We start from the raw sequence: 24,988 nt of genomic DNA on the forward strand, positions 1-24,988 counted from the left end.
TAATATATAAAAGGTTAAATACATTGACAGATACTTTAACTTATGATAAAGTATCTAAGTAATGCAAATTTTTAAAAAAGTATAATATAGATAAATAGAAACTTTCACATAAAGGTTATGTACTAGGAGGTGTAGATAGTGAGAGTAAAGGTAACACTAGCTTGTACAGATTGTAAACAAAGAAATTATCACACAATGAAGAATAAGAAAAACGATCCAGATAGATTAGAAATGAATAAATATTGCCCACATTGCCATAAACATACAGCTCATAAAGAAACAAAATAATTTATATATTTAATCAAAGTATAGCCTTTATAAAACTTTAGGGATGTGAAAAAAATGGGTGCTAATAGCAAAATACAAAGCTCTAATAACAAAGGTATAATTGGTTTCTTTAAAGAAATAAGATTAGAGCTAAAAAGAATGACTTGGGCTCCTAAAAAGGATGTAAAAAAGGCTGCAATTACTGTAATGACATTTTGTATAATATTTATGGTACTTGTAGGAGCGTTTGATTATATATTTAGTAGCTTGTTTAAGTTTATTTTTAGTCTATAAACAAGTATAAAGGAGGGAAGCAGGGATATGCTAATCCCTAGCGCTTATGGCAGAAGAGAAAGCTAAGTGGTATGTGGTTCACACATATTCAGGTTATGAAAATAAGGTAAAAGTAAACCTTCAAAAAACTGTAGATAATAGAAACTTGCACGATTGGATTCATGATATTCAAGTTCCCATGGAAGAGCAAGTTGAAATGAAGGACGGTAAAAAGAAGATTACTTTGAAGAAAACATTTCCAGGATATGTATTAGTAAAAATGGTAATGACTGATGATTCATGGTACATAGTGAGAAATACTAGGGGAGTAACTGGTTTTGTTGGACCAGGATCAAAACCTGTCCCTCTTACTGAAGAAGAAGTATCGTCTATGGGAATAAAAGAAAAACAGGTAAAACCTGATTTAGAAGTGGGGGAAAATGTAAAGGTAGTTTTAGGCCCACTTGAAGGATTCCCAGCTCTTATACAAGAGATAAATGTAGAAAAAGGAAAGATAAAAGCTTTAGTTAACATGTTTGGCAGGGAAACTCCTGTTGAACTTGATTTTAATCAGATAGAAAAACTTGATTAGTTATTAGGACTATGTCTTAATAACGTGGGAGGATTTTAATCCGTATAACCACATAGAGGAGGTGTAAAATATGGCTAAAAAAGTAGTAGGAATGATAAAACTTCAACTTGCAGCAGGAAAGGCGAGTCCAGCACCACCAGTAGGTCCAGCATTAGGACAACACGGTGTAAACATCATGGGATTCTGTAAAGAATTCAATGCTAAGACTGCTAATCAAGCTGGATTAATAATTCCAGTTGTTATCACAGTATATCAAGACAGATCATTTAGTTTTGTACTAAAGACTCCTCCAGCAGCAGTTCTATTAAAGAAAGCAGCTGGTATAGAAAGCGGATCTGGTGTTCCTAACAAAGATAAAGTTGCTAAGGTAACAAAAGCTCAGATAAAAGAAATAGCTGAAACAAAGATGCCTGACTTAAATGCAGGATCAGTTGAAACAGCTATGAGCATGATTGAAGGAACAGCTAGAAGCATGGGTATAACTGTAGAAGAATAATTTTCAACGAAAATAGTGGGAGGTATATACCGTTAATACCACGGAGGAGGAAAGAACATGGGAAAGAAATATAATGAAAGTGCAAAATTAGTTGATAAGAATGCATTATACACTTCACAAGAAGCATTAGAACTTGCAACAAAAACATCAAAAGCTAAATTTGATGAAACTATTGAATTAGCTGTTAGACTTGGAGTAGATCCAAGACACGCTGATCAACAAGTTAGAGGAGCAGTTGTACTTCCTCATGGAACTGGTAAAAAGGTAAGAGTTTTAGTTTTTGCCAGAGGAGATAAAGCTACTGAAGCTCAAGAAGCAGGTGCTGATTATGTTGGTGCAGAAGAATTGGTACAAAAGATTCAAAAAGAAAACTGGTTTGATTTCGACGTTGTTGTTGCTACACCAGATATGATGGGGGTAGTAGGAAGAATAGGTAGAATATTAGGACCTAAGGGATTAATGCCAAATCCAAAGTCTGGTACAGTTACATTTGATGTAGCTAAGGCTATAGCAGACATAAAAGCTGGTAAAGTTGAATATAGAGTAGATAAGACATCTATAATTCACGTTCCAATTGGAAAGGCTTCTTTTGGAGAAGAGAAATTATTAACTAACTTCCGTACTTTAATGGAAGCAGTTATAAAAGCTAAACCAGCAGCAGCAAAAGGTCAATATGTTAAATCTGTAGTTGTATCAAGCACTATGGGACCTGGAATAAAAGTAAATCCAACTAAAGTATTAGAATAATTATTGACATATTAAATAATAATTGATATACTTATAATAGTTGTGAAATTGAATATATCTCCGTAGACAGTGGGTGCTACAAAGCGTAATAGTGAAAACTAGCCTACTTAGGAGTCCGATATAAAATGAATTTATTGGGCCTTTCTGTTCTACGGAGAGGCCCTTTTAGATTATAATCACGTTTTAACTGTGAGGAGGTGGACACACAGTGGCAAATAACAGACAATTAAAAGAAGCTAAAGTTCAAGAAATACAAGAAAAAATGGAAAAAGCTACATCAATAATTATTTCTAAGTATCAAGGATTAACAGTAGAAGAAGATACTAAGCTTAGAAAAGATTTAAGAGAAGCAGGTGTTGAATATAAAGTATATAAGAATACTTTAGTAACATTAGCTGCTAAAAACCTAGGTTATGATGAAGGTTACTTAGAATTATTACAAGGACCTGTTTCAATAGCTTTTGGTTATGAAGATGTAACTATTCCAGCTAGAGTACTTAATGACTTTGCGAAGACAAACAAGAAGTTAGAATTAAAAGGTGGATTAATTAACGGAAACTTATGTGATGTAGAAAAGGTTAAAAAAATCGCATCAATCCCACCAAGAGACGTACTTATTGCAAAATTACTTGGAAGCTTCAAAGCTCCAGTATCAAATTTTGCTTACTTAATTAGCGCTATTAAGGATAAGAAAGAATCAGAAGAAGCTTAATAGTAAAATACAAAAGTAATGAATATAAAATTTGGAGGTGCCTAAATAATGAAAAAAGAAGAAATCATTCAAGCTATAAAAGAAATGACTGTTTTAGAATTAAACGAATTAGTTGAAGCATGTGAAGAAGAATTTGGAGTAAGCGCTGCAGCACCAGTAGCTGTAGCAGGAGCAGCTGGAGCAGCTGGCGGAGCAGCTGAAGAAAAGAACGAATTTGACGTAGTATTAGCTGATGCAGGATCACAAAAAATCAAAGTTATCAAAGTTGTTAGAGAAATAACTGGACTTGGATTAAAAGAAGCTAAAGCATTAGTTGATGGAGCTCCAAAAACATTAAAAGAAGCTGTAGCTAAAGATGAAGCTGAAGCTATGAAAGCTAAGATCGAAGAAGTAGGAGCAAAAGTAGAATTAAAATAATAGTTAAGCTATTACATACGGGCACTTTAAAGTGCCCTTTTTAATATTATAAAAGATATTGACAACTGCATAATATTATGGTAACATAATAAATTGCATTGATTAATTTATGACATATATATTAAATGTATTTTTATGAATTAATTACATTAAAATGGTTATACTAATTTGATAATAATGTAATCAAATCCAAAAACACCATATAAAGATTATTTTAGAAAGTGTTTTTGGTTATTTTAGTTTATACAAGGGGTGAAATTTTATGGTACATCCTGTCCAAGTTGGCAAAAGAACACGTATGAGCTTTTCTAGAATTAAAGAATTTGCTCAGATGCCGAACTTAATTGAAGTTCAATTAGATTCTTATGATTGGTTTCTAAAAGAAGGACTTCAAGAAGTATTTGACGATATTAATCCTATACAAGATTATACAGGTAATCTAAATTTAGAATTTGTAGGATACAAATTAGACCTAGATAATATCAAATATTCTGTTGAAGAGTGCAAGGAAAGAGATTCTACCTATGCAGCGCCTTTAAAGGTAAAAGTTAGATTACTAAACAAAGAAACTGGAGAGGTAAAAGAACAAGAAGTGTTTATGGGGGATTTCCCTCTTATGACAGAACAAGGAACTTTTATAATTAACGGAGCGGAAAGAGTTATTGTAAGCCAGCTTGTTAGATCTCCAGGGGTATACTATAACATGTCAGTAGATAAAACTGGAAACAAGTTGTTTTCATCTACGGTTATACCTAATAGAGGAGCTTGGTTAGAGTATGAAACAGACTCTAACAATATTATCTATGTAAGAATAGATAAAACAAGAAAATTACCTATTACAATACTTGCTAGAGCATTAGGCTATGGTACTGATGCAGAAATTATAGAGTTTTTCGGAGAAGATGAAAGACTAAAAGCTACAATAGAAAAAGATAATACAAAGACTAGAGAAGAAGCTTTACTAGAAATATATAAGAGGTTAAGACCAGGTGAACCTCCTACAGTTGATAGTGCAGAGTCTCTTATAGAATCATTATTCTTTGATGCTAAGAGATATGATTTATCACGAGTTGGAAGATATAAGTTTAACAAAAAGCTAGCAATTCAATTAAGAATAGCAAATCAAATAGCAGATCAAGACATAGTTAATCCTCAGACAGGAGAAATCTTAATAGAAAAAGGACAACGAATAGACAGAGATAAAGCACTAGAAATACAAAACTCTGGTATAAACGAGGTTTATATAAGAATAGATGATAAAATAGTAAAAATAATAGGTAATAATTTTGTAGACATACATAATTTTATTGACTTTGATATAAGTGATTTAAACATTAAAGAAAATGTATTTTATCCTGTATTAAAAGAAATACTAGATAATTACTCAGATGAAGAAAGTATAAGGGATCAAATAAAAAATAATATGCATAGATTAATTCCAAAACATATTATAAGAGATGATATTTATGCAACAATTAATTATGAGATAGGATTAGCCTATGCAATTGGGTATATAGATGACATAGATCACTTAGGAAATAGAAGATTAAGATCTGTAGGAGAATTATTACAAAATCAATTTAGAATTGGTTTATCGAGAATGGAAAGAGTAGTCAAGGAAAGAATGACTATACAGGATCAAGAAGTAATAACTCCACAAGCTTTAATAAATATTAGACCAGTAGCAGCAGCTATAAAAGAATTCTTTGGAAGTTCTCAGTTATCACAATTTATGGATCAAACAAATCCTTTATCAGAATTAACTCATAAGAGAAGATTATCTGCTTTAGGACCAGGAGGACTTTCAAGAGAAAGAGCTGGATTTGAAGTTAGAGACGTTCACCATTCACATTATGGAAGAATGTGTCCTATAGAAACTCCAGAAGGACCTAATATAGGACTTATAAACTCTTTAGCAACTTATGCTAAAGTGAATGAATATGGTTTTATAGAAACACCATATAGAAGGATAGACTCTAAAAACAAGAGAGCTACTAACGAAATTGTATATATGACAGCTGATGAAGAAGATCAATATGTAATCGCTAGATCAGATGAACCAATAGATGAAGATGGATATTTTCTTGATGATAAAGTAACAGTAAGAGCTAAAGAAGAAGTTTTAGTTGCACCAGTAAGCGAAGTTGAGTATATGGACGTATCACCAAGACAGTTAGTATCTGTTGCTACAGCTATGATTCCATTCCTTGAAAATGATGATGCCAGCCGTGCACTTATGGGATCAAACATGCAACGTCAAGCAGTTCCATTATTAAAACCACAAGCACCTATAGTTGGTACAGGAATAGAATTCAAAGCAGCTATAGACTCAGGAGTTCTTCCTAAAGCTAAAAATGCGGGAGAAGTAGTTTATGTATCAGCTGATGAGGTTAGAGTAAAAAGAGATAACGATGGTGGAATAGATAAATATAAGTTATTGAAGTTTAAAAGATCTAACCAAGGTACATGTATCAATCAAAGACCTATAGTGCTTAAGGGTGAAAAGGTTGAAAAAGGTTCATTGTTAGCAGACGGACCATCCACTGACTTAGGAGAAATAGCTTTAGGTAAAAATATTCTTATGGGCTTTATAACTTGGGAAGGATATAACTACGAGGACGCTATGTTAATATCTGAACAGTTAGTAAGGGATGATGTATTTACATCAATACATATAGAAGAATATGAAGCTGAAGCTAGGGATACAAAACTAGGACCAGAAGAAATAACTAGAGATATACCAAATGTAGGTGAAGAAGCTCTTAAGGATATAGACGAAAGAGGAATAATAAGAATCGGAGCAGAAGTTAGAGCAGGGGATATATTAGTAGGTAAAGTGACTCCTAAGGGAGAAACAGAGTTAACTGCAGAAGAAAGATTACTTAGAGCTATATTTGGAGAGAAAGCTAGAGAAGTTAGAGATACTTCTTTAAGAGTTCCACATGGAGAAGCAGGAATAATAGTAGACGTTAAGATATTTACAAGAGAAAATGGGGATGAACTTCCACCAGGTGTAAATAAATTAGTAAGGTGCTATATAGCTCAAAAAAGAAAAATATCTGTAGGAGATAAGATGGCCGGAAGACATGGTAATAAGGGTGTTATATCAAGAGTGTTACCAGAAGAAGATATGCCATTTTTACCAGATGGAAGACCACTTCAAATATGCTTAAATCCATTAGGTGTACCTTCTCGTATGAATATCGGTCAGGTTTTAGAAGTTCACTTAGGATTAGCAGCTAGCAAATTAGGCTGGCATGTAGCAACTCCAGTATTTGATGGTGCCACTGAATATGATATAGTGGATTGCTTAAAAGATGCTGGATATTCAGACGATGGAAAGACAGTATTATATGATGGAAGAACTGGTGAACCATTTGATAATAGAGTAACTGTTGGATACATGTATATATTAAAACTTGCTCATCTAGTCGATGACAAAATACATGCTAGATCAACTGGTCCATATTCACTAGTAACTCAACAACCACTTGGAGGTAAGGCTCAATTTGGAGGACAGAGATTTGGTGAAATGGAAGTTTGGGCATTAGAAGCATATGGAGCTGCCCACACTCTTCAAGAAATATTAACAGTTAAATCCGATGATGTGGTAGGAAGGGTAAAAACTTATGAAGCAATAGTTAAAGGTGAGAATATACCTGAACCTGGAGTACCAGAATCATTTAAAGTTTTAATAAAAGAATTACAAGCGTTATGTCTTGATGTAAAAGTATTGAATGATGATAATCAAGAAATAAAACTAAAAGAGTCTGTAGAAGATGATATAGATGAATTAGATGTAAATATAGAAGGCAACGAAGCTGAAAATGAATCATCAGAAAAGCCACAAAAAGATGACTATCAAAAAGAAGATGATGAATTAAAAGAGGACGAAGAAGAACCAGAAGTTGACTTAGATTTATCTTTAGATGATTTAGAATTAGATGATTTTAGTGATGAACACTAATTTGAAGGGAGGACTTACCCTTGTTTGAATTAAATAATTTTGATGCACTACAAATAGGATTGGCTTCACCTGAAAAAATAAGGGAATGGTCAAGGGGTGAAGTAAAAAAGCCTGAAACCATTAATTATAGAACCCTAAAACCAGAAAGAGATGGATTATTTTGTGAAAGAATTTTCGGACCTATTAAGGACTGGGAATGTCATTGCGGAAAATATAAAAGAATAAGATACAAAGGTATAGTTTGTGATAGATGTGGAGTGGAAGTTACTAAGGCAAAGGTAAGACGTGAAAGAATGGGGCACATAGAACTTGCTGCCCCTGTATCCCACATATGGTATTTCAAAGGTATACCATCACGTATGGGATTAATACTTGATATGTCCCCAAGAGCTTTAGAGAAAGTACTTTATTTCGCTTCTTACATAGTTCTTGATCCTAAAGAAACACCTCTTTTAAAGAAACAATTATTAAGCGAAAAAGAATATAGAGAGAGTGTAGATAAGTATGGAGAAGGTAATTTTACAGCTGGAATGGGAGCTGAAGCTGTAAAAAAACTTTTAGAAGAAATAGATTTAAATAGAACTTCTGAAGAACTAAAAGAAGATTTAAAAACAAGTACAGGTCAAAAGAAAATAAGAATAATAAGAAGATTAGAGGTAGTAGAATCTTTTAGAAAATCAGGTAATAGGCCTGAGTGGATGATTATAGATGTCATACCGGTAATACCACCTGATTTGAGACCTATGGTTCAGTTAGATGGAGGAAGATTTGCAACTTCTGACTTAAATGATTTATATAGAAGAGTTATAAATAGAAACAATAGGTTAAAGAAACTATTGGATCTTGGTGCTCCTGATATCATTGTTAGAAATGAAAAGAGAATGCTTCAAGAAGCAGTAGATGCTCTTATAGATAATGGTAGAAGAGGAAGACCTGTAACAGGTCCTGGAAATAGACCTCTTAAATCTTTATCTGATATGCTTAAAGGTAAGCAAGGAAGATTTAGACAAAACCTTCTAGGAAAACGTGTTGACTATTCAGGACGTTCGGTTATAGTTGTTGGACCAGAATTAAAAATGTATCAATGCGGTTTACCAAAAGAAATGGCACTTGAATTATTCAAACCATTTGTTATGAAGAAATTAGTTCAAAATGCTTTAGCTCATAATATAAAGAGTGCTAAGAGAATGGTTGAAAGAGTTCAACCGCAAGTATGGGATGTATTAGAAGAAGTTATATTAGATCATCCTGTATTATTAAACCGTGCACCTACTCTTCATAGATTAGGAATTCAAGCCTTCCAACCAGTATTGGTAGAAGGAAGAGCTATAAAGCTTCATCCTTTAGTATGTACAGCATACAATGCGGACTTCGATGGAGACCAAATGGCTGTCCATGTTCCATTATCTGTAGAAGCTCAGTCAGAAGCAAGATTTTTAATGTTAGCAGCGCATAACATATTAAAACCTTCAGATGGTAAGCCAGTAGTAGTTCCTACACAAGATATGGTATTAGGATCTTACTACTTGACTATAGATAAAGATGGTGTTAAGGGTGAAGGAAAAGTATTCTCATCACCAGAAGAAGTAATTATGGCATATCAATTAAAAGAAGTTGATATACATGCTAAGATAAAGGTTAGATTAACAAGAGTAGTTAATGGAGAATTATGTACAGGAATAATTCAAGCTACTCCAGGAAAGATATTGTTTAATGAATCAATTCCTCAAGACTTAGGATACATTGATAGAAGTATACCAGAAAACAAATTAAAATTAGAAGTAGACTTCCTTGTAACTAAGAAAACTTTAGGTGGAATAATAAATAGATGTTATATGAAACATGGTGCGACAAAAACATCTGTAATGCTAGATAAGATAAAAGCAAAGGGATATCATTATTCAACTATTGGAGCTATAACTATTTCTACTTCAGACATGGTAGTTCCTAGCGCTAAGAGGGAATTGCTAGAAAAAACAGAAAAAGAAGTAGAAAAGATACAAAAGATATATAGAAGAGGATTCATATCAGAAGAAGAAAGATATGAAAAGGTAATAGACATGTGGACTAAGACTACAGAAGATGTAGCCAATGCCCTTATGGATAACCTTGATAAATTTAATCCAATTTATATGATGGCAGATTCAGGAGCCAGAGGTTCTAAGAGTCAAATTAAGCAATTAGCTGGTATGAGAGGACTTATGGCGAATCCGTCAGGTAAGATTATAGAATTACCAATAAAAGCATCATTTAGAGAAGGTCTTGATGTGTTAGAGTACTTCATATCAACTCATGGTGCTAGAAAAGGTAACGCAGATACAGCTTTAAAGACTGCAGATTCAGGTTACTTAACTAGAAGACTTGTAGATGTATCTCAAGATGTTATAGTAAGAGAAGAAGACTGTGGAACCCACGAGGGATTTGAAGTTATAGAAATAAAAGAAGGAAATGAAGTTATAGAATCTTTAGCAGAAAGACTTACAGGAAGATATTCTTTAGAGGATATTATAGATCCAAACACTGGAGAAGTAATAGTTCCTGGAGATACTTATATGGATGAAGACTTAGCTGAAAAAGTTGCAAAAACAGGAATTAAAAAGGTTAAGATAAGATCTGTATTTACTTGTAAATCTAAACATGGTGTTTGTGCTAAATGCTATGGTATGAATATGGCTACAGCTCAAAGAATTAACATCGGTGAAGCTGTAGGAATAATAGCAGCACAAAGTATAGGTGAACCTGGAACACAGCTTACAATGAGAACATTCCATACAGGTGGAGTTGCTGGATCAGATATTACTCAAGGTCTTCCAAGAGTTGAGGAATTATTTGAAGCAAGAAAGCCAAAGGGATTAGCTATTGTAAGTGAAGTATCTGGTACTGTAAGAATGGAAGAAACAAAGAAAAAGAGAACAATATTTGTAGTAACAGACTCAGGGGAAGAAGTATCCTATGATATACCATTTGGTTCTAGAATAAAAGTAAGCAATGGACAAAAGATTTCAGCTGGAGATGAAATAACAGAAGGTTCAGTAAATCCTCATGATATATTAAGAATAAAGGGAGTAGAAGGAGTTAAAAACTATCTACTATCAGAAGTACAAAAAGTTTATAGACTACAAGGTGTTGATATAAATGATAAACATCTAGAAGTAGTTGTAAGACAAATGACTAGGAAAGTTAAAATAGAAGATTCAGGTGATACAGAATTATTACCTGGAACTATGATAGACATATTTGATTTCCAAGAAGCTAATAGAGAAATCGAAGAAAAAGGTGGTAAGCCTGCAGAAGGTAGAATTACTTTACTAGGAATTACAAAAGCAGCCTTGGCTACAGAATCATTCTTATCAGCTGCATCATTCCAAGAAACAACAAGAGTTCTTACAGATGCTGCTATAAAGGGGAAAGTAGATCCATTATTAGGATTAAAGGAAAATGTAATTATTGGTAAATTAATACCTGCTGGAACAGGTATGACTAGATATAGATCTATAAAAATAAATACAGAAATTGAAGATAATGAAGAAGCTTCTATAGAAGCCGAAGAAATATAGAATTTATAAATTATTGACATTATAGATTCAAAATGATAAAATACATCTGTTATATTTTTTAATGGGAGCAAAGTTTTAATATTCTAAACTTTGTCTCCTTGTTAATAGATATTTTAGGGAGGAAGTCAATTATGATTGACAGACTTAAAGGTAATAAGGTTGTGGGAATAAAACAAACTATAAAAGCTATTAAAAATGGTACTGCTAAAGTTGTTTATATAGCAAATGACGCAAGTTATGATTTAATGGCCCCACTAAGGAAATTAGCAGATGAAAATTCCCTAGAAGTTATAGAAATTGACAGCATGAAAGAATTAGGCAAAATGTGTAGTATTGATGTAGGGGCAGCGATAGCAGCCTTACTAAAAGATTAAATATGTTATTAACTAGCCATTTTGGCATTTAATAAATTTTTATTTTATGCATTTAAAGAAGGAGGTGCACTCACATATGCCAACAATTAGCCAATTAGTAAGAAAAGGCAGAAAAACAGTATCATCAGCATCAGATTCACCAGCATTAAAGCAATGTCCTCAAAAGAGAGGAGTATGTACAGTTGTTAAAACTACAACTCCAAAGAAACCTAACTCAGCGTTAAGAAAAGTTGCCAGAGTTAGACTTACAAATGGATATGAAGTTACAGCTTATATTCCAGGTGTAGGACATAACTTACAAGAACATAGCGTTGTTCTTATAAGAGGAGGAAGAGTTAAAGACCTTCCAGGTGTTAGATACCATATAGTTAGAGGAGCTTTAGATGCAGCAGGTGTAGCTAACAGAATGCAATCTAGATCAAAATATGGTGCTAAGAAGCCAAAGCAAAAATAGTAAACTGTATTTGATATAATTTAGTTGGTATAAGCAGTGCTAGTCTTCAGCGTTTATATAGATTATTTGTATGTTTAGCAGAAGGTCCAGCACTTTACGATAAAATTATGTCGAGTACCTATGAACTTAATTCAATTGTTAAGGAGGGAAGAAAAGTGCCAAGAAAAGGACATATATCAAAGAGAGATGTATTACCAGATCCAGTGTACAATAGTAAAGTTGTTACAAAATTAATAAACAATCTAATGTTAGATGGTAAAAAGGGAGTAGCACAAAAAATATGCTATGGCGCATTTGAAATAATGGCTGAGAAGTCAGGAAAAGATGCTATGGAAGTTTTTGAAGAAGCTATGAACAACATAATGCCATTACTTGAGGTTAAAGCTAGAAGAATAGGTGGAGCTACATATCAAGTGCCAATGGAAGTTAGACCAGAAAGAAGGCAAACATTAGGAATTAGATGGGTATTAGCTGCGGCTAGAAAAAGAGGCGAAAGAAGTATGAAAGAAAGACTTTCATCAGAATTATTAGATGCAGCAAATAATACTGGTGCAGCAGTTAAGAAAAGAGAAGAAACACATAAAATGGCAGAAGCTAACAAAGCTTTCGCACATTACAGATACTAGTATAAAACTGTTTTGGCTTTGCCAAAACAGTTTTGTCAAATTAAATTTGAAAACGATAGGAGGAGTAAATCGTGGCTAACAAAGAGTATCCGTTGGCAAAATACCGTAATATAGGAATTATGGCCCATATAGATGCAGGAAAAACTACTGCTACTGAACGTATACTATTTTATACAGGAAAAACACATAAAATAGGAGAAACTCATGAAGGTGCCGCTACAATGGACTGGATGGCACAAGAACAAGAAAGAGGTATCACAATAACATCAGCAGCAACAACTTGTTTTTGGAAAGATCATCAAGTAAACATAATTGATACACCAGGACATGTAGACTTCACAGTTGAAGTTGAAAGATCATTAAGAGTTCTAGATGGAGCTGTAACAATACTAGATGCTAAAAGCGGTGTTGAACCTCAAACAGAAACAGTATGGAGACAGGCAGATAATTACAAAGTACCAAGAATGGTATTTATAAATAAAATGGATAAATTAGGAGCAGACTTCTTAATGTCTGTAAATACACTAAGAGATAGATTACATGCTAATGCAGTAGCTATTCAATTACCTATAGGAGCAGAAGATTCATTCTCAGGAATCATAGATCTTATTAAAAATGAAGCAATAATCTATGAAGATGATTTAGGAACTAAAATGGATGAAACTGAAATTCCAGATGATATGAAAGAACAAGCAGAAGAATATAGAACAATTTTATTAGAAGCTGTTTGTGAAACTGATGAAGAATTAATGATGAAATATTTAGAAGGTGAAGAAATAACAGCTGAAGAAATAAAGAAGGCTATGAGAAAAGCTGTTATAAGCAACGAAATAGTACCTGTACTTTGCGGTTCAGCTTATAAGAATAAGGGAGTTCAATTATTACTAGATTCTATAGTTGAATTCATGCCTTCACCATTAGATATTCCACCAGTTAATGGAACAAAAGTAAGCGACGGTGAAGAAATTACAAGACCAGCTGATGCATCAGCACCATTAGCAGCATTAGCATTTAAGATAGCTACAGACCCATTCATAGGTAAGTTAGCTTTCACAAGAGTTTATTCTGGTACTATGAACAGTGGTACTTATGTATTTAACTCAAACAAGGGTAAGAGAGAAAGAATAGGAAGACTTGTTAAGATGCATGCTAATCACAGAGAAGAAGTAGAACAACTAAAAGCAGGAGATTTAGGTGCTATAGTTGGTTTAAAAGATACTACTACAGGAGATACTCTTTGTGATGAAAATGATCCAGTAATTCTTGAAAATATGGAATTCCCAGAACCAGTTATTTCTGTAGCGATAGAACCTAAGACTAAAGCTGGTCAAGAAAAGATGGGTATAGCTTTAAGTAAATTAGCTGAAGAAGATCCAACATTCAAGACTTATACAGATCAAGAAACAGGTCAAACAATAATTTCTGGTATGGGAGAACTTCATCTTGAAATCATTGTTGATAGACTTAAGAGAGAATTTAAAGTTGAATGTAACGTAGGTCAACCACAAGTTGCTTACAAAGAGACTATAAGAAAGCCAGTTAAAGCTGAAGGTAAGTTCATTAGACAATCAGGTGGACGTGGACAATACGGACATTGTTGGATTGAAATGACTCCAACTGAAGGTGAATATGAATTTGAAAATGCTATCGTTGGTGGTGCTATACCAAGAGAATACATTCCAGCTATAGATAATGGAATTAAAGAAGCATCTGAAAGTGGTATAATCGCTGGATATCCAGTTATTAACTTCAAGGTTAAGTTAGTTGATGGATCATACCATGATGTTGACTCTTCAGAAATGGCATTTAAGATTGCAGGTTCTATGGCATTCAAGAATGCAATGAGCAAGGCGGATGCAGTATTATTAGAGCCTTCAATGAAGGTAGAAGTAGTTGTGCCAGAAGAATATATGGGAGATGTAATTGGAGATATTAACTCAAGAAGAGGTAGAATAGAAGGAATGACTCCAAGAGCAGGTGCAGAAGTAATAAGAGCTTTCGTACCACTTTCTGAAATGTTTGGATATGCTACTACTTTAAGATCTAAGACTCAAGGTAGAGGAAACTACGTAATGCAATTTGACCATTACGAAGAAGTTCCAAAGAGTATACAAGATAAAATTATTGGTAATAAATAAAATTAATTATAATAGAAACTTAATAAAAGGAGGAACAAAAAATGTCAAAAGCAAAATATGAAAGAACAAAACCTCATGTAAATATAGGAACAATAGGACACGTAGACCATGGTAAGACAACATTAACAGCAGCTATTACAACAGTATTAGCAAAAGAGGGAAAGGCAGACGCAACAAAATACGACGAAATAGATAAAGCACCAGAAGAAAAAGAAAGAGGAATTACAATCAATACATCACACGTTGAGTATGAAACAGAAAACAGACACTATGCTCACGTTGACTGCCCAGGACACGCAGACTATGTAAAGAACATGATCACAGGAGCAGCACAAATGGATGGAGCTATCTTAGTTGTATCAGCAGCAGATGGTCCAATGCCACAAACAAGAGAACATATACTACTAGCATCAAGAGTTGGTGTACAATACATAGTAGTATTCTTAAATAAAGCAGACCAAGTAGATGATCCAGAACTAATCGAATTAGTTGAAATGGAAGTAAGAGAATTATTAAATGAATATGGATTCCCAGGAGACGATACACCAATCGTAGTAGGATCAGCATTAGAAGTACTAGAAAACTCAGACAATGAAGAAAAAACAAAATGCATACATGAATTAATGGAAGCAGTAGATAGCTATATACCAACTCCAGAAAGAGCAACAGATCAACCATTCTTAATGCCAGTAGAAGATATCTTCACAATAACAGGAAGAGGAACAGTTGCAACAGGAAGAGTTGAAAGAGGAACATTACATACTGGAGATGAGTTAGAAATCATAGGATTAAAACAAGAAGTAGCAAAAACAGTATGTACAGGAATCGAAATGTTCAGAAAGATATTAGAAGAAGCAATGGCAGGAGATAACATCGGAGCATTATTAAGAGGTGTTCAAAGAGATGATATCGAAAGAGGTCAAGTACTTGCAAAACCAGGTTCAATAACACCACATAAGAAATTTGTAGGTCAAGTATACGTACTAAAGAAAGAAGAAGGTGGAAGACATACTCCATTCTTTAATGGATATAGACCACAATTCTACTTTAGAACAACAGACGTTACAGGATCAATCAACTTACCAGAAGGAATAGAAATGGTAATGCCTGGAGACCACATAGATATGACAGTTGAATTAATAACACCAGTAGCAATGCACGAAAACCTAAGATTCGCTATCAGAGAAGGTGGAAGAACAGTAGGTTCAGGAGTTGTTACTAGCATAATTGAATAATTAAATTAATTTTAATTATAATTATGTATTAGAAAATAAAAGGAAAGAGGGCCCTCTTTCCTTTTATTAATATAAAATAAGCACATTTTATAAAAATACTTGTCAAAATAAAAAAAATAGTGTATACTATAGAAGTTGTAATGTAATAACAGCGATGACTCAAGAGGTTGCCGAACTTACGGGAAATTCTTGAAGGAGTATGTCGAGGTCATGAACCTGGCGACGGTTATTCTATAGGGTACCTTGTGTTAAGTAAAACATGCAACACCCGGAACAGTTTATAGAATATTTCCGCTGTTGTGCGTAAGAAGTGAAACGTACAAGAAAAGGAGGGAACAGAAATGGCAAAACAAAAAATAAGAATAAGATTAAAAGCATTTGATCACAGTATATTAGATCAATCAGCTTTAAAAATTGTTGAAACTGCTAAATCAACAGGAGCTAAAGTAGCAGGTCCAGTACCTCTACCAACAGAAAAAGATATAGTTACAATTTTAAGAGCTCCACATAAGTATAAAGATTCAAGAGAGCAGTTTGAAATAAGAACTCATAAAAGACTAATAGATATAATTAGTCCATCACCTAAAACAGTTGATGCTTTAATGAGATTAGATCTACCAGCAGGAGTAGATATAGAAATAAAACTTTAATTAAAAGTAATAGAGTAGCTATTACGAACTATTATGATTGCAGAAATAATGTGATCCGCTAATATGTTGAGGAGGTGCAAAGATGAAAAAAGCTATATTAGGAAGAAAGCTTGGTATGACTCAAATATTTGACGAAAGTGGAAAAGTTATACCAGTAACTGTAATAGAAGCAGGTCCATGTGTAGTAACTCAAAAGAAAACAGTAGAAAAAGATGGATATGAAGCAATCCAAGTTGGATTTGAAGATATAAGAGAAAAATTAGTTAATAAGCCAAAGAAAGGCCACTTTGCAAAATCAGGTGTTGCAATAAAGAGAGTTCTAAGAGAATTCAGATTAGAAGATTGTAACGAATTAGAAGTTGGTCAAGAAATCAAAGCTGACGTATTTGCAGCAGGAGAAAGAGTAGATATATCAGGAGTTTCTAAAGGTAAGGGATTCCAAGGTACAATAAAGAGATGGAATGCACATAGAGGACCAATGTCTCACGGTTCTAAATTCCATAGAGCAGTTGGTTCAATGGGAGGATCATCAGATCCATCTAGAACATTTAAAAACAAGAGAATGCCTGGACATATGGGTAATGTTAATACAACTGTCCTAAATCTTGAAGTAGTAAAGATAGTTCCAGAGAAGAACCTTATATTAATAAAAGGTGGAGTACCTGGTCCAAATAAAGGTTTAGTACAAATAAGAAATACTGTGAAAGCTTAATTTTTGTAGAAAGGAGGATGCAGAATGCCTAAGGTAGATTTATTTAACCAAAACGGAGAAAAAGTTGGAGATTTACAATTAGCAGATAGCGTATTTGGTGTAGAAGTTAATACATATGCTATGCATCAAGTAGTAAAAGCTTTGCTAGCAAATAAAAGACAAGGAACTCAATCAGCTAAAACAAGAGCTGAGGTTGCAGGAGGCGGAATTAAGCCTTGGAGACAAAAAGGAACAGGTAGAGCAAGACAAGGTTCAATAAGAGCACCTCAATGGATACATGGTGGTGTTGTTTTTGCTCCAAAGCCAAGAGACTTTAGAGTATCAGTTCCAAAATCAATGAGAAGGGTAGCTATGAAATCAGCATTAACTGAAAAAGTTAATGAAGGTTCAATGGTAGTTGTTGATGCTATAAATTTAGAAGCACCAAAAACTAGAGAAATTGTAAAAATGCTTAATGCATTCGAAGCAAAGAAAACATTAATAGTTACTGGAAATGTTGAACAAAATGTTTATAAATCAGCAAGAAATATTGAAGGGGTAGAAGTAATTCCTGCTAATAACATCAATGTATATGATTTATTAAAATATAACAAAGTTGTTATTACTAAGGATGCTGTATCCAAGATTGAGGAGGTGTATGCATAATGAAGCTAACTAATAATTATGACATAATAAGAAGACCTCTTATTACAGAAAAATCTATGGCTTCAATGGGTGAAAAGAAGTACACCTTTATAGTTGATATACACGCTAATAAATCACAAATAAAGAGAGCTGTTGAATCAATATTCGATGTTAAAGTAGAAGATGTTAAGACAGCAAGAATATCTGGTAAGACTAAGAGAGTGGGAGTCCACATAGGAAAGAGACCAGATTACAAAAAGGCTATAATTAAATTAAGCGATGATAGCAAAACAATAGAGTTCTTTGAAGGACTATAAAAGTAATAAAGCAGTTATTGGTTAGAAGGCCAGATAAGCTAACGGAGGAGGGAAACACATGGCTATTAGAGGTTTTAAACCAACCACACCTTCAAGAAGAGAAATGACTATGAGTACATTTGAAGAAATAACAACAAGTGTACCAGAAAAATCACTTCTTGTAAGCTTAAAAAAGAGTGGTGGTAGAAACGCAAATGGTAAAATAACAGTTCGCCATATTGGTGGTGGAGCTAAGAGAAAATATAGATTAATTGACTTCAAGAGAAATAAAGATGGTATTCCAGCAAAAGTTGCTACTATAGAATACGATCCAAACAGAACAGCTTTTATAGCACTTGTTGTATATGCAGATGGTGAAAAGAGATACATAATAGCACCAAATGGATTAAAAGTAGGAAATACAATAGTATCAGGAGCAGATGCTGACATAAAAGTTGGAAACTGTTTACCAATAAAGAATATACCAGTAGGTTCAATTATTCATAATATTGAGTTAGCACCAGGAAAAGGCGCTCAATTAGTTAGATCAGCTGGTAATTCAGCTCAACTTATGGCTAAAGAAGGAAAATACGCTCAAGTAAGATTACCAAGTGGAGAAGTTAGATATATAAGAGTAGAATGTAGAGCTACTTTAGGTGTTATATCTAACCAAACAAACGATATTGTTAATATCGGAAAAGCTGGTAGAAAGAGACACATGGGTGTAAGACCTACAGTAAGAGGTTCTGTCATGAACCCTAACGATCACCCTCACGGTGGTGGTGAAGGTAAGTGTCCAGTAGGACTTCCAGGTCCAGTGACTCCATGGGGTAAACCAGCACTTGGATACAAAACAAGAAAGAACAAGAAATACTCAGACAGATTTATTGTTAAGAGAAGAAATTCTAAATAGTTTGAAGAGAATATCAATATTCTCTTCAAATTATTAATCTATGATTTCCGAAGGGAGGCAAATATTTTGAGTAGATCAGTTAAAAAAGGACCATATATACAAGAAGTACTTTTAAAGAGAATAAATGAAATGAACAAACAAGGCGAGAAGAAAGTTATAAAAACTTGGTCAAGAAGTTCAACAATATTCCCACAAATGATCGGCCATACTATTGCTGTTCATGATGGAAGAAAGCATGTTCCAGTATATATAACTGAAGATATGGTAGGTCACAAATTAGGAGAATTTGTTCTTACTAGAACTTATAAGGGACACATAAAATCAGAAAAATCATCTCGTGTAAGATAAGCTGGAAGGAGGTAACGTTCAATGGAAGCTAAATCTATAGTTAGATATGTTAGAATGTCTCCAAGAAAGATTGGAGTTGTTCTTGACTTAGTAAGAGGTAAGGATGTAAATGAAGCATTTGCAATACTTAAATATACTCCAAAAGATGCAGCAGAAGTAGTTTACAAGGCTTTAAAGTCAGCTGTAGCTAATGCTGAGAATAACTTAAACTTAGATGCTAATAGTTTATATATATCAGAAGTATATGCTTGTCAAGGACCAACATTAAAGAGATATCAACCACATGCTCAAGGTAGAGCTTTTGGAATAAAAAAGAGAAGTAGTCATTTAACTTTAGTTGTAAAAGAAAGAGTCTAAGAAGAGGAGGGAATTCGATGGGTCAAAAAGTACATCCACACGGACTAAGAGTTGGTGTAATTAAGGATTGGGATGCTAAATGGTACGCTGATAAGAAAAATTTTGCAGATAACTTAATAGAAGATCACAAAATAAGAAAATTTGTTAAAAGAAATTCTTATGCAGCAGGTATATCTAAAATAGAGATAGAAAGAGCGGCAAAAAGAATAAAATTAAACATATATACTGCTAAGCCAGGAATGGTAATAGGAAAAGGCGGTCAAGGAATAGAAGCTTTAAAAAATAGCTTAAAAAACATTATTTCTAATAAAAATATATTAATAAACATTGTAGAAGTTAAAAATCCAGAAACAGATGCTCAATTAGTAGCTGAAAATATAGCTCAACAACTTGAAAAGAGAATATCTTTTAGAAGAGCTATGAAACAATCAATACAAAGAGCAATGAGAACTGGAGTTAAAGGTATAAAAACAACTTGTTCAGGAAGACTTGGTGGTGCTGAAATAGCAAGAGCAGAAGAATACCATGAAGGAACAATTCCACTACAAACATTAAGAGCTGATATAGATTATGGATTTGCAGAAGCTGATACTACTTATGGTAAAATAGGAGTAAAAGTTTGGGTATATAGAGGAGAAGTTCTTCCAACAAGAAAAAATAAAGAGGAAAAGAAAGAAGTAAACGCATAAGGAAGGAGGAATAACACATGTTAATGCCTAAAAGAGTTAAGCGTCGTAAAGTACAACGTGGTAGAATGAAAGGAAAAGCTACCAGAGGTAATTTTATTGCTTATGGAGATTTTGGTTTACAAGCAACAGAATGCGGTTGGATAACAAGCAACCAAATAGAAGCTGCCAGAATAGCTATAAATAGATATGTTAAAAGAGGAGGAAAGGTTTGGATAAAGATCTTCCCAGATAAGCCAGTTACTGAAAAGCCAGCAGAAACTCGTATGGGTTCTGGTAAAGGTTCACCAGAATACTGGGTAGCAGTTGTAAAACCAGGAAGAGTTTTATTCGAAATTTCAGGAGTAAGCGAAACAGTAGCAAGAGAAGCTATGAGACTTGCTTCACATAAGTTACCAGTTAAGACTAAGTTCGTAACAAGAAGAGATTTTGAAGAAATGGGTGGTGAAGTAAATGAAGGCTAGAGAATTGCAAGAATTAAGAAAAGGTACACCACAAGAATTAAAATCAAAATTAAATGATTTAAAGGCTGAATTATTTAATTTAAGATTTCAGTTAGCTACAGGACAGTTAGAAAATCCAATGAGAATTAGGGAAGTTAAGAAGTCAATAGCTCAAATTAAAACTATTTTAAGACAAGAAGAAATTAGAGCATTTGAGCAGTAAAAACTGAAAGGAGGCAAATCCTGTGGAAAGAACACATAGAAAAACAAGAATCGGTAGAGTTGTTTCAGATAAAATGGAAAAAACAATAGTAGTTGCTGTTGAAACAAAAGTACGCCATCCGCTATATGGAAAAACAATCAACAGAACTACAAAATTTAAGGCACATGATGAAAATAACGAAGCAAGAATAAATGATAGAGTTTTAATAATGGAAACAAGACCTTTATCTAAAGATAAGAGATGGAGACTTGTAAATATAGTAGAAAAGGCTAAATAATTTATAGTTCATTGAAGGGAGGTTATTCTTAGATGATACAGCAACAATCTATTTTAAAAGTTGCAGATAATTCTGGTGCCAAAGAAATTATGTGTATAAGAGTTTTAGGTGGTTCCCACAGAAAATGGGGAAACATAGGAGATATAATAGTTGCTAGCGTTAAAAGTGCAACACCAGGCGGGGTTGTTAAAAAAGGCGAAGTAGTAAAAGCTGTTATAGTAAGATCAGTTAAAGGATTAAGAAGATCTGATGGTTCTTACATAAAATTTGATGAAAACGCAGCTGTTGTAATTAAAGACGATAAGCAACCTAAAGGAACTCGTATATTTGGACCAGTTGCAAGGGAGCTAAGAGATAAAGAGTTCAATAAAATCCTATCATTAGCACCTGAAGTTTTATAATAATACAAGGAGGTGGCTAAAGTGGCAATAAGTAAAATACATGTAAGAAAGAAAGATACAGTTGTTGTTATATCTGGTAAAGATAAAGGCAAAATCGGAGAAGTTTTAGCTGTATACCCTAAAAAGGGAAAAGTTCTTGTTAAAGATGTTAATGTAGTTACTAAACATCAAAAACCAAATAGAGAAAATATGCAGGGCGGAATATTACATAAGGAAGCCCCAATCTATAGTTCAAAAGTAATGCTATATTGTAATAAATGTAAATCATCAACTAGAATAAGTCATAAAGTTTTAGAAGATGGAACTAAAGTAAGAGTATGCAAAAAGTGCGGAGAAACATTTTAATTCTTGAAAGGAGGTATAAAGCATGATGCCAAGATTACAAGAAAAGTATGAAAAAGAAGTAATGCCAGCTTTAATGGATAAGTTCGGATATAAGAATGTAATGGAAATACCAAAACTTGAAAAAATAGTTATAAATATGGGTGTTGGTGAAGCAAAAGAAAACCAAAAAGTTCTTGAATCAGCAATATCTGATTTAACAAAAATAACAGGACAAAAACCTATAATAACAAAGGCTAAAAAATCAGTAGCAAACTTTAAAATAAGAGAAAATATGCCTTTAGGTTGTAAGGTAACATTAAGAAAGCAAACAATGTATGAATTTGCAGATAAATTCATAAACATTGCTTTACCAAGAGTTAGAGATTTTAGTGGAGTTTCAGCTAAGTCTTTTGATGGAAGAGGAAATTACGCAATAGGAGTTAAGGAACAATTAATATTCCCTGAAATCGAATATGATAAAATTGATAAAGTTAGAGGAATGGATATAATTTTTGTAACAACTGCAAAGACTGACGAGGAAGCAAGAGAACTATTAAGATTCCTTGGAATGCCATTTGCTCATTAATAAGGAGGGAAGATTGTGGCACGTAAAGCGTTAGTAGAAAAATGGAAAAAAACACCTAAGTATTCAACTAGAGCTTATACAAGATGCAGAATTTGTGGAAGACCACATTCAGTATTAAAAAAATATGGTATATGCCGTGTATGCTTTAGAGAACTTGCGTATAAAGGACAAATACCAGGATGCAAAAAAGCTAGTTGGTAAGATTTGAATGGCGAAAGGAGGCAAAATAAATGGTGATGTCTGATCCGATAGCAGATTTATTAACTCGTATAAGAAATGCGAACATAGTTAAACATGAAGTAGTAGAAATACCTTCATCTAATATAAAAAAAGCTATAACAAATATAATGCTTACAGAGGGTTATATAAAAGATTTGGAAGAATATAAAGATGGTTCTGTTGATATGCTAAGAATCACAATGAAATATGGTAAAAATAAAGAAAGAATAATAACAGGTCTTAAGAGAATATCAAAACCTGGATTAAGAGTTTACTGTAGAAAAGATGAAATTCCTAAAGTATTAAATGGCTTAGGAGTAGCTATTGTTTCAACTTCAAACGGAATTGTTACAGATAGAGAAGCAAGAAAATTAGGAGTAGGCGGAGAAGTACTTTGCTACATATGGTAATTAGAGAATAGGAGGTGCAATTATGTCAAGAATAGGAAAACTTCCAATAGCTATACCTAATGGAGTAACTGTTACAGTAACACCAGACAACGTTGTTACTGTAAAGGGACCTAAAGGTGAATTAGTTAAAGCTATGAGCAAAAAAATAAACATAGCAGTTGAAGACAACTCAGTAGTTGTAACTAGAGATAATGATCATAAGGATGTAAGAGCTCTTCATGGTTTAACTAGAGCTTTAATAAATAACATGGTAACTGGTGTTAATGAAGGATACGTTAAAACACTAGAATTAGTTGGTGTTGGTTATAGAGCACAATTACAAGGTAAGAAATTAGTGCTTAGCCTTGGATTCTCACACCCAGTAGAAATAGAATCAGTTGAAGGAGTTCAATTTGAGCTAGATGGAACAACTAAGATAAAAGTAAAAGGTATAGATAAAGAATTAGTTGGTGCAGTAGCAGCTGATATAAGAAGATGGAGAAAACCTGAACCTTATAAAGGAAAAGGAATTAAGTACGAAAACGAAGTAATCAGACGTAAGGAAGGTAAAACTGGTAAGAAATAACGGAAGGGAGTGAAGCTTATGTTTAAAAAATATGATAGAGCTCAATCAAGAGTTAGACGTCATTTAAGAGTTCGTAAGAAAATTTTTGGAACAAGTGAACGTCCAAGATTATCAGTATATAGAAGCGAAAAACATATATATGCTCAATTAATAGATGATGTAGCAGGAATAACTTTAGTTGCTGCTTCTAGCATAGAAAAAGGATTTAATGGAGAAGGTAGCAATAAAGAAAAGAGCAAATTAGTTGGTAAAATGCTAGCTGAAAAAGCTGTTGAAAAAGGTATAAACAAAGTGGTATTTGATAGAGGCGGATATATATATCACGGAAGAGTAAAAGAACTTGCTGAAGGTGCAAGAGAAGCAGGACTTGAATTTTAAAAAAAGGAGGGAAATAAATGAGAGTGGATCCTAGCAATCTAAATTTAAAAGAAAAAGTTGTTTATATAAACAGAGTTGCTAAGGTTGTTAAAGGTGGTAGAAACTTTAGATTTAGCGTATTAGTCGTAGTTGGAGACGAAGAAGGACACGTAGGTGTTGGAATGGGAAAATCTATCGAAATACCTGAAGCAATCAGAAAAGCTATAGAAGATGCTAAGAAAAACCTAGTTACAGTTCCAATGGTTGGAACAACTGTACCACACAATATAACTGGTATATTTGGTAAAGGAGAAGTTCTTATAAAGACTGCTAAAGAAGGTACTGGAGTTATAGCAGGAGGACCTGTTAGAGCTGTACTTGAACTTGCAGGATTAAAGGACGTTAGAGCTAAATCATTAGGTTCTAATAATCCAAGAAATATGGTTAATGCTACAATAAATGGATTATCAAGACTAAGAACAGTTGAAGATATAGCTAAACTTAGAGGCAAGACTGTAGAAGAGATTTTAGGTTAGGAGGTAATCAGTGTGGCTAAAGTTAAAATAACATTAGTTAAGAGTTTGATCGGTAGAAAAAAAGATCACATAGCTACTGTTAATGCTCTTGGACTAAAGAAGATAAGAAGTACAGTAGAACACGAGGATACTCCTCAAATAAGAGGTATGATAAATAAGGTAAATTATTTATTAAAAGTTGAAGAGGCATAGGAAGAGGAGGTGTA

At 33.4% G+C, this 24,988-nt stretch carries 34 protein-coding genes and 1 other annotated feature; all 34 genes read left to right on the forward strand.

Annotated elements, in window-relative coordinates:
- The first annotated feature begins 138 nt into the window (after positions 1–138).
- The 34 genes from rpmG to rpmD all read left to right on the forward strand — a co-directional run bounded on the left by rpmG (position 139) and on the right by rpmD (position 24,974).
- Positions 139–288 carry a 50S ribosomal protein L33 gene (gene rpmG, locus BN1711_RS01095; protein ID WP_050606365.1) on the forward strand — a complete coding sequence of 50 codons (150 nt, stop codon included), beginning with the start codon at positions 139–141 and terminating at the stop codon, positions 286–288.
- A gap of 54 nt (positions 289–342) precedes the next feature.
- Positions 343–561: a preprotein translocase subunit SecE gene (gene secE, locus BN1711_RS01100; RefSeq protein WP_050606366.1), complete on the forward strand. Its 219-nt coding sequence runs from the start codon at positions 343–345 to the stop codon at positions 559–561.
- A gap of 46 nt (positions 562–607) precedes the next feature.
- Complete coding sequence (gene nusG / locus BN1711_RS01105; protein ID WP_050606367.1) at positions 608–1,132, forward strand: transcription termination/antitermination protein NusG; 525 nt, start codon at positions 608–610, stop codon at positions 1,130–1,132.
- 70 nt (positions 1,133–1,202) lie between these two features.
- On the forward strand, positions 1,203–1,628 hold the full coding sequence (gene rplK / locus BN1711_RS01110) for a 50S ribosomal protein L11 (protein ID WP_050606368.1): 426 nt from the start codon (positions 1,203–1,205) through the stop codon (positions 1,626–1,628).
- Positions 1,629–1,685: 57 nt separating this feature from the next.
- Positions 1,686–2,375, forward strand: a complete 690-nt coding sequence (gene rplA / locus BN1711_RS01115) for a 50S ribosomal protein L1 (protein WP_050606369.1) — start codon at positions 1,686–1,688, stop codon at positions 2,373–2,375.
- A 42-nt stretch (positions 2,376–2,417) separates the two neighbouring features.
- Positions 2,418–2,552 (forward strand) — a sequence feature (ribosomal protein L10 leader region).
- A 31-nt stretch (positions 2,553–2,583) separates the two neighbouring features.
- Positions 2,584–3,087 carry a 50S ribosomal protein L10 gene (gene rplJ, locus BN1711_RS01120; RefSeq protein ID WP_082174039.1) on the forward strand — a complete coding sequence of 168 codons (504 nt, stop codon included), beginning with the start codon at positions 2,584–2,586 and terminating at the stop codon, positions 3,085–3,087.
- Positions 3,088–3,135: 48 nt separating this feature from the next.
- Positions 3,136–3,504, forward strand: a complete 369-nt coding sequence (rplL, locus tag BN1711_RS01125) for a 50S ribosomal protein L7/L12 (RefSeq protein ID WP_050606370.1) — start codon at positions 3,136–3,138, stop codon at positions 3,502–3,504.
- Between the two features lie 262 nt (positions 3,505–3,766).
- Entirely contained in the window at positions 3,767–7,471 is a 3,705-nt protein-coding gene (rpoB, locus tag BN1711_RS01130) for a DNA-directed RNA polymerase subunit beta (protein WP_050606371.1), read from the forward strand.
- Between the two features lie 20 nt (positions 7,472–7,491).
- Positions 7,492–11,028, forward strand: a complete 3,537-nt coding sequence (gene rpoC / locus BN1711_RS01135; protein ID WP_050606372.1) for a DNA-directed RNA polymerase subunit beta' — start codon at positions 7,492–7,494, stop codon at positions 11,026–11,028.
- A gap of 131 nt (positions 11,029–11,159) precedes the next feature.
- A complete protein-coding gene (locus tag BN1711_RS01140) occupies positions 11,160–11,402 on the forward strand; it encodes a ribosomal L7Ae/L30e/S12e/Gadd45 family protein (protein WP_050606373.1) in 243 nt (80 codons plus the stop codon).
- A gap of 76 nt (positions 11,403–11,478) precedes the next feature.
- On the forward strand, positions 11,479–11,856 hold the full coding sequence (rpsL, locus tag BN1711_RS01145) for a 30S ribosomal protein S12 (protein WP_050606374.1): 378 nt from the start codon (positions 11,479–11,481) through the stop codon (positions 11,854–11,856).
- A 155-nt stretch (positions 11,857–12,011) separates the two neighbouring features.
- Complete coding sequence (gene rpsG / locus BN1711_RS01150) at positions 12,012–12,482, forward strand: 30S ribosomal protein S7 (protein ID WP_050606375.1); 471 nt, start codon at positions 12,012–12,014, stop codon at positions 12,480–12,482.
- A 71-nt stretch (positions 12,483–12,553) separates the two neighbouring features.
- Positions 12,554–14,620 carry an elongation factor G gene (gene fusA, locus BN1711_RS01155; RefSeq protein WP_082174040.1) on the forward strand — a complete coding sequence of 689 codons (2,067 nt, stop codon included), beginning with the start codon at positions 12,554–12,556 and terminating at the stop codon, positions 14,618–14,620.
- Positions 14,621–14,661: 41 nt separating this feature from the next.
- Complete coding sequence (gene tuf / locus BN1711_RS01160; protein WP_050606364.1) at positions 14,662–15,855, forward strand: elongation factor Tu; 1,194 nt, start codon at positions 14,662–14,664, stop codon at positions 15,853–15,855.
- A gap of 341 nt (positions 15,856–16,196) precedes the next feature.
- On the forward strand, positions 16,197–16,505 hold the full coding sequence (gene rpsJ, locus BN1711_RS01165; protein WP_050606376.1) for a 30S ribosomal protein S10: 309 nt from the start codon (positions 16,197–16,199) through the stop codon (positions 16,503–16,505).
- 82 nt (positions 16,506–16,587) lie between these two features.
- Positions 16,588–17,217, forward strand: a complete 630-nt coding sequence (gene rplC / locus BN1711_RS01170; protein WP_050606377.1) for a 50S ribosomal protein L3 — start codon at positions 16,588–16,590, stop codon at positions 17,215–17,217.
- A gap of 24 nt (positions 17,218–17,241) precedes the next feature.
- Positions 17,242–17,862, forward strand: coding sequence for a 50S ribosomal protein L4 (rplD, locus tag BN1711_RS01175; protein WP_050606378.1), 621 nt, complete (start codon positions 17,242–17,244; stop codon positions 17,860–17,862).
- Positions 17,862–18,158 carry a 50S ribosomal protein L23 gene (gene rplW, locus BN1711_RS01180; protein ID WP_050606379.1) on the forward strand — a complete coding sequence of 99 codons (297 nt, stop codon included), beginning with the start codon at positions 17,862–17,864 and terminating at the stop codon, positions 18,156–18,158. The genes rplD and rplW overlap by 1 nt, the downstream gene beginning before the upstream one ends.
- 58 nt (positions 18,159–18,216) lie before the next feature.
- On the forward strand, positions 18,217–19,050 hold the full coding sequence (rplB, locus tag BN1711_RS01185) for a 50S ribosomal protein L2 (protein ID WP_050606380.1): 834 nt from the start codon (positions 18,217–18,219) through the stop codon (positions 19,048–19,050).
- A gap of 66 nt (positions 19,051–19,116) precedes the next feature.
- Positions 19,117–19,398, forward strand: coding sequence for a 30S ribosomal protein S19 (gene rpsS, locus BN1711_RS01190; protein WP_050606381.1), 282 nt, complete (start codon positions 19,117–19,119; stop codon positions 19,396–19,398).
- Positions 19,399–19,419: 21 nt separating this feature from the next.
- Entirely contained in the window at positions 19,420–19,755 is a 336-nt protein-coding gene (gene rplV / locus BN1711_RS01195; RefSeq protein ID WP_050606382.1) for a 50S ribosomal protein L22, read from the forward strand.
- 17 nt (positions 19,756–19,772) lie between these two features.
- Positions 19,773–20,444, forward strand: a complete 672-nt coding sequence (gene rpsC / locus BN1711_RS01200) for a 30S ribosomal protein S3 (RefSeq protein ID WP_050606383.1) — start codon at positions 19,773–19,775, stop codon at positions 20,442–20,444.
- A gap of 17 nt (positions 20,445–20,461) precedes the next feature.
- Positions 20,462–20,905, forward strand: coding sequence for a 50S ribosomal protein L16 (gene rplP, locus BN1711_RS01205; RefSeq protein ID WP_050606384.1), 444 nt, complete (start codon positions 20,462–20,464; stop codon positions 20,903–20,905).
- A complete protein-coding gene (gene rpmC / locus BN1711_RS01210) occupies positions 20,895–21,107 on the forward strand; it encodes a 50S ribosomal protein L29 (RefSeq protein WP_050606385.1) in 213 nt (70 codons plus the stop codon). The genes rplP and rpmC overlap by 11 nt, the downstream gene beginning before the upstream one ends.
- A 22-nt stretch (positions 21,108–21,129) precedes the next feature.
- On the forward strand, positions 21,130–21,384 hold the full coding sequence (rpsQ, locus tag BN1711_RS01215) for a 30S ribosomal protein S17 (protein ID WP_050606386.1): 255 nt from the start codon (positions 21,130–21,132) through the stop codon (positions 21,382–21,384).
- A gap of 32 nt (positions 21,385–21,416) precedes the next feature.
- Positions 21,417–21,785: a 50S ribosomal protein L14 gene (gene rplN / locus BN1711_RS01220; protein WP_050606387.1), complete on the forward strand. Its 369-nt coding sequence runs from the start codon at positions 21,417–21,419 to the stop codon at positions 21,783–21,785.
- Between the two features lie 27 nt (positions 21,786–21,812).
- The gene (rplX, locus tag BN1711_RS01225) at positions 21,813–22,130 is read left to right on the forward strand and encodes a 50S ribosomal protein L24 (protein WP_050608410.1); all 318 of its coding nucleotides are present in this window, start codon (positions 21,813–21,815) and stop codon (positions 22,128–22,130) included.
- A gap of 22 nt (positions 22,131–22,152) precedes the next feature.
- Positions 22,153–22,695: a 50S ribosomal protein L5 gene (rplE, locus tag BN1711_RS01230; RefSeq protein WP_129582106.1), complete on the forward strand. Its 543-nt coding sequence runs from the start codon at positions 22,153–22,155 to the stop codon at positions 22,693–22,695.
- Between the two features lie 15 nt (positions 22,696–22,710).
- Positions 22,711–22,896, forward strand: coding sequence for a type Z 30S ribosomal protein S14 (locus BN1711_RS01235; protein ID WP_050606388.1), 186 nt, complete (start codon positions 22,711–22,713; stop codon positions 22,894–22,896).
- A 29-nt stretch (positions 22,897–22,925) separates the two neighbouring features.
- A complete protein-coding gene (gene rpsH, locus BN1711_RS01240) occupies positions 22,926–23,324 on the forward strand; it encodes a 30S ribosomal protein S8 (protein ID WP_050606389.1) in 399 nt (132 codons plus the stop codon).
- A 22-nt stretch (positions 23,325–23,346) separates the two neighbouring features.
- Positions 23,347–23,889 (forward strand): 50S ribosomal protein L6, encoded by a 543-nt coding sequence (gene rplF, locus BN1711_RS01245; protein WP_050606390.1) that lies wholly within the window; start codon positions 23,347–23,349, stop codon positions 23,887–23,889.
- Between the two features lie 18 nt (positions 23,890–23,907).
- Entirely contained in the window at positions 23,908–24,267 is a 360-nt protein-coding gene (gene rplR / locus BN1711_RS01250; RefSeq protein ID WP_050606391.1) for a 50S ribosomal protein L18, read from the forward strand.
- Between the two features lie 17 nt (positions 24,268–24,284).
- Positions 24,285–24,782 (forward strand): 30S ribosomal protein S5, encoded by a 498-nt coding sequence (rpsE, locus tag BN1711_RS01255; RefSeq protein WP_050606392.1) that lies wholly within the window; start codon positions 24,285–24,287, stop codon positions 24,780–24,782.
- 12 nt (positions 24,783–24,794) lie between these two features.
- Entirely contained in the window at positions 24,795–24,974 is a 180-nt protein-coding gene (rpmD, locus tag BN1711_RS01260) for a 50S ribosomal protein L30 (protein ID WP_050606393.1), read from the forward strand.
- The last annotated feature ends 14 nt before the right edge of the window (positions 24,975–24,988 follow it).

Source organism: Clostridium niameyense (assembly GCF_001243045.1).
Lineage (GTDB): Bacteria > Bacillota > Clostridia > Clostridiales > Clostridiaceae > Clostridium_F > Clostridium_F niameyense.